This window comes from Halochromatium sp., from assembly GCF_054919635.1.
In genome coordinates, this window is the sequence record NZ_JBUDPI010000325.1 from 1 (window position 1) to 4,229 (window position 4,229).

Sequence of the window (4,229 nt, forward strand, 5' to 3'; positions counted from 1 at the left end):
CTTGAGCAGGTTCGCGTCGAGGTCGAGGCCACTGAGGCCAGCCTGCGCACGGCGATCCACCGTCAGACCCTCTGGGTGGTTGGCGCCGTCGGCGCGGTGGTGAGCCTGATCCGGGTGCTCGAGTGGCTGTTGCCCTGAGCTGTTCCCGCGGCTGGCTTCCAGGTCCAAGATGGCGTCTGGCCCGTTGCGTGTGGCCTTCTTTGACAGCACCCCAGCTCGGCAACGGCTCGGCAACGGCTGGCCGCGCTCTGGACGGCTAGAGCCGTCCAAGATAGGTGTAGCCATAGAGCCCGGCCTTGAGCTCGGAGTAGAGTTGCTCGCGGGTCTCGCGATCGAGCTCGGCAGTGTCGAGCCGGCGGCGGTATTGGGCCAGCAGGGCGCGCGGCTCGAAGTGGACCGTGGCCAACAGCTCATCGGCAGAGTCGCCATGCTCGAGCTCGAGCAGCCGCCAGCCCTCGGGCTGGTCGGCGTCGAGCTCGATCGCGACTGCGTCGGTATCGCCGAAGAGGTTGTGCATGTCGCCCAGGATCTCTTGAGAGGCGCCGACCAGAAAGAAGCCGAGCAGATAGGCCTCGCCTTGCGGATCGAAGGCATGGACAGGCAGGCTGGCCTCGATCCCGTCTTGGTCGACATAGTGCGCGATGCAGCCGTCGGAGTCACAGGTCAGGTCGTGGACCACCCCGCGTTCGGTCGGTGCCTCGTCGAGCCGTTGCAGCGGGCAGATCGGGAAGATCTGGTCGATGGCCCAGACATCGGGCAGCGACTGGAACAGTGAGAAGTTGCAGAACAGCTTGTCGGCAAGCTGGGCATCGATCTGCTCCAGCACCTCGCGTTGGCGGCGGTTGGCGTGTGAGAGCCGCGGGCGCAGGGCGCGGCAGCAGTTGATGAACAGCTCATCGGCGCGGGCGCGGGCCTTGAGGCCGGACTGACCGAGCTGCCCGGCGGCGAAGCGTTGGCGCAGGGCCCGAACCGCGGTGTCGGCCTCTTCATAAACGGCCAGCGCCGGGGCCTCGGTGGCATCGCGCAGGGCTTGCTCGAGGCGCTGTAGCTCGGCTTCGGATGTCGCGAGCGGTGCCCCGGCAGCCGAATCGAGCGCCAGGCTCGTTGTGCTGGCGGAGATCTCATCGCTGGCCCGCTCGCGATCGACGACATCAGTGATCAGGATCGCGTGATGGGCCGTGAGGGCGCGGCCAGATTCGGTGATCAGGTCCGGCTCAGGCAGTGCGTGCTCGGCACAGACGCCGGCCAAGGTGCTGACGATGGCCTCGGCGTAGTCTTCGGCGCGGTAGTTCATCGAGCAATAGGCGCGGGTGCGGCTGCCCTCGTAGTCGACGCCGAGGCCGCCGCCGAGATCGAGAATGCGAGGCTGGGCGCCGAGGGCATGCAGGGCTGCGTAGAACTGCCCGAGCTCGGTGACGCCGGCGCGGATATCGTCGAGGCTTGGGATCTGTGAGCCCAGATGGGCATGCAGCAGCTGCAGCCAGGGTAGCCTCTGCGCTGCGCGCAGGCGCTCAACCAGTGCCAGCAGCTGGCTCGCCGAAAGCCCGAACTTGGCCTTATCGCCGCCGCTGTTCTGCCAATTGCCGGCTGCCGCTGCGGCGAGGCGGATGCGCACGCCGATCGCTGGCTCGACCCCGAGCCGTTCGGCCTCGTCGAGCACTAGCCCGAGCTCGGAGGGCTTCTCGATGACGATATAGACATCGAGCCCCAGACGCCGGCCGATCAACGCCAACCGGATGTATTCGCGATCCTTATAACCGTTGCAGATGACCGGCTCGCCGGGCGGCACCAACGCGAGCACGGCCATGAGCTCCGGCTTACTGCCCGCCTCGAGCCCAAGACCTCCAGCGCTGAGCAAGGCTCGCACCACGCTGCGCTGCTGGTTGACCTTGATTGGATAGACTGGGCGATAGGCGCCTTGATAATCCTGTGCCTGCATGGCTGCGGCGAAGGCCTGTTGGAGACGATGCACGCGATGGCGCAGGATGTCATCGAAGCGCACCAGCACGGGCAGCGAGAGACCGGCATCGCGCAGCCGCTCGGAGAGCTGGACCAGGTCGATGCGCGTCTCGGCAGCGGGGAGCGGGCGGGCATGCAGGTGGCCATTGGGGCCGATCTCGAAATAGCCCTCACCCCAGCGCTCGATGGCGTAGATGAGATCGCAGCGGGGATCAACGGTGGCCATGGTCAAGCTCCAAGTCGTGCAGGCGCATCGATGGTATCACCGACGTCGGCCTGGTCTGCAGGCATTGTCTTCGGCCTTGCTCGCAAGGGCATGTGCAAGGGTCGGCACGTCGTCTCGCCCGCGTGTAGGCTTGAGTCGTTATCGACCAAGGCGTGCATGCGGGTTGTGCATCCCCACATCCTTAACGGTTTGTAATCTGCGGTTACGGTGTCGGTAACGGCCGAGCCGATATCCTCATGAGCCGATAGGCTTAACATGTTCAGTGGCAGGAGAACAGGCGATGGCGATGAACGACGCGGCGTCCGCGCAACCTACTGCGGCACAGCAGGTGTTCGACCAAGTGCGCAGCGACCTCGGTGCGCGGATCGTCGGCCAGGATGCGCTGATCGAGCGGTTGCTGATCGCGCTGCTAGCCGACGGGCACCTATTGGTGGAAGGGGCGCCGGGCCTCGCCAAGACCACCGCGATCAAGGAGCTCGCGCTGCGCATCGAAGGGGATTTCCAGCGCGTGCAGTTCACGCCAGACCTGCTGCCGGGTGACCTGACCGGCACCGATGTCTATCGGCCCGAGACCGGTGAGTTCCAGTTCCAGCGCGGACCGCTGTTCCATAACCTGGTGTTGGCCGATGAGGTCAACCGGGCGCCAGCCAAGGTCCAGTCGGCGCTGCTGGAGGCCATGGGCGAGCGCCAGATTACCGTTGGCGGGCGGACCTATCCGCTGCCGGCGCCGTTCCTGGTGATGGCGACCCAGAACCCGATCGAGCAGGAAGGCACCTATCCGTTGCCAGAGGCACAGCTGGACCGATTCCTGATGCATGTGCGGGTCGGCTATCCGGACCCGAAGACCGAGCGCAGCATCCTCGAGATCGCCCGTGCCGAGGCGCGCGGCCAATTACATGAGCGCCATAGCGCGGCGCCGGTGATCAGTCGCGAGGAGGTGTTCGATGCGCGTGCGGAAGTGATGGCGTTGCACATGGCCGACAATCTCGAGGAATACCTGGTGCAGCTGGTCTTGGCGACGCGCGATCCGGCCTTCTATGACGCTGGCCTTGAGCGCATGATCGATTATGGTGCCAGTCCGCGCGCAACCATCGCGCTGGATCGCTGCGCGCGCGCACGGGCCTGGCTGCGCGGTGGCGATTATGTGACGCCCGATGATTGTCACGCGGTCGCGTACGATGTGCTGCGGCACCGCATTCTGCTCAGCTACGCCGCTGAGACCGAGGGGTTGACGCCCGATGCGCTGGTCGCGCGGCTGATCCGTCGCGTGCCCATGGTTTGACGGATGCAGCTGACCGGACTCTGATCGGAATCGCAACGGGCGTTAGGAGTGCTGTTGATGAGCCTGAGTGACGACGAGCGTCTTTATCGCGTCGACGCGGACGAGCTCGTGGCCTTGCGGGCCTCGGGCGAGCGCTTGCGTCCGGCGCGAACGCAGGCTGCGCGCTCGGCGCTGGCCGGTGCGCATCGCTCACGCTTCCATGGTCGTGGCATGGATTATCGTGAGTCGCGCCACTATCAGCCCGGCGACGACATTCGCAATATGGACTGGCGCATCACCGCGCGCAGTGGGCATGCGCATGTGAAGGTCTTCGATGAGGAGCGCGAGCGCCCGGTGGTGGTGCTGGTTGATTTCAGCGCCAGCCTGTTCTTTGCCTCCCAGGGGGTCTTCAAATCGGTCCAGGCAGCACGGCTTGCGGCCTTGATCGGCTGGGCCGCGATCGGCCATGGCGATCGCATCGGTGCCCTGCTGTTTGCCGGTGCCGCGGCCAACCAGCATCAGGAGCTGGCGCCTGCTGGCGGACGCCGCGGCCAGATGCGACTAGTTCGCGCCCTGGTCCAGGCTGGGGCGCCGGAGTGGGTGTTGAACGAGGCTCGGCCGGAAGGCGACCGCGCGATTGCTGATCTAACCTCTGAGCGCCATGGCGATCCGGGTGCTCGCGTCGCTCCTTGGTCTAGTGGGGATGACCAAGCCCAAGCCGCTTCTTCGGCGTCCGATGGGCTGGGCAATCAGCTAGCCGACGAGCCGAGCGATCCGGGCAGT

The 4,229-nt window shown here is 66.0% G+C and carries 3 protein-coding genes; 2 read left to right on the forward strand and 1 reads right to left on the reverse strand.

Annotated features, from left to right (window positions below; genetic code table 11):
• Positions 1 to 256: 256 nt before the first annotated feature.
• Positions 257 to 2,185, reverse strand: coding sequence for a biosynthetic arginine decarboxylase (gene speA / locus ACY693_RS15855; RefSeq protein ID WP_462322782.1), 1,929 nt, complete (start codon positions 2,183 to 2,185; stop codon positions 257 to 259).
• Positions 2,186 to 2,465: 280 nt separating this feature from the next.
• Here speA and ACY693_RS15860 point away from each other — a divergent pair, with 280 nt between their 5' ends.
• Together ACY693_RS15860 and ACY693_RS15865 are read left to right on the forward strand one after the other, a co-directional pair.
• Positions 2,466 to 3,467, forward strand: a complete 1,002-nt coding sequence (locus tag ACY693_RS15860; RefSeq protein WP_462322783.1) for an AAA family ATPase — start codon at positions 2,466 to 2,468, stop codon at positions 3,465 to 3,467.
• Between the two features lie 57 nt (positions 3,468 to 3,524).
• Positions 3,525 to 4,229, forward strand: a 705-nt coding sequence (locus tag ACY693_RS15865) for a DUF58 domain-containing protein (protein ID WP_462322784.1), incomplete at its 3' end; no start/stop codon positions are given.